Consider the following 758-nt stretch of genomic DNA (forward strand, 5'->3'; position numbering starts at 1 on the left):
GCCGCGTCATCACGCGGCTTGTCGAGGACGCGATCTCGGAGAGCGCCCGGAGGATCGAGGCGCTCTCCGAGATCGCGTCGAGCACGGCCAGCACCATCGCCAGCCGAGCGCCGTCCCAGCCGACGACGGCGCGCCGCGGCGTGCCGAGGCTGGACGGCACGACCAGCGCCTGGATCTCGACCAACAGGGGCCGTGATCCTTCCAGGGCCGCCAGCACCGCGGCGCCCGGCGCGTCCGGCTCGCGATCGCCCAGGAAAAGCGCCGAGGGGTTCCGCACCTCCTCGAGGCCTCCGCCGGTCATCGCGAAAACCCCGATCTCGTCGGTCGGGCCAAAACGGTTCTTCTGAGCGCGCAGGATGCGGAAGTCGCGGCCGGCGTCGCCCTCGAAGGACAGCACGGCGTCGACCATGTGCTCGACGACCCGCGGGCCGGCGATCTGGCCGTCCTTGGTGACGTGGCCGACGAGGATCACGCAGGCGCCGGTGGTCTTGGCGTATCGGATCAGGGCCTGGGCCGAGGCGCGCACCTGCGTCACGGTGCCGGGCGCGGATTCCGCCTGGCCGGTCCAGAGCGTCTGGATCGAATCGAGGATCACGAGCCGCGGCGTCGGGCCTTCCCGCAGCGTCGCCAGGATATCCTCGACGCAGGTCTCGGCCGCGAGCGCGACCGGAGCGTCGCCGAGCCCGAGCCGCTGCCGCATGTGCATCACTGGACGGAGACGCTGTTTTCGTTCCGCACGACGCGCGACCCGTCGTTCC

At 71.6% G+C, this 758-nt stretch carries 1 protein-coding gene; it reads right to left on the reverse strand.

The annotated features are described in order from the left end of the window. On the reverse strand, nt 1-700 hold a 700-nt coding region (locus tag ACIKT0_RS19425), incomplete at its 3' end, for an AAA family ATPase (protein ID WP_407106904.1). Between the last annotated feature and the right edge of the window lie 58 nt (nt 701-758).

This window comes from Hansschlegelia beijingensis, assembly GCF_045505405.1.
In the GTDB taxonomy this organism is placed as follows: domain Bacteria; phylum Pseudomonadota; class Alphaproteobacteria; order Rhizobiales; family Methylopilaceae; genus Methylopila; species Methylopila beijingensis_A.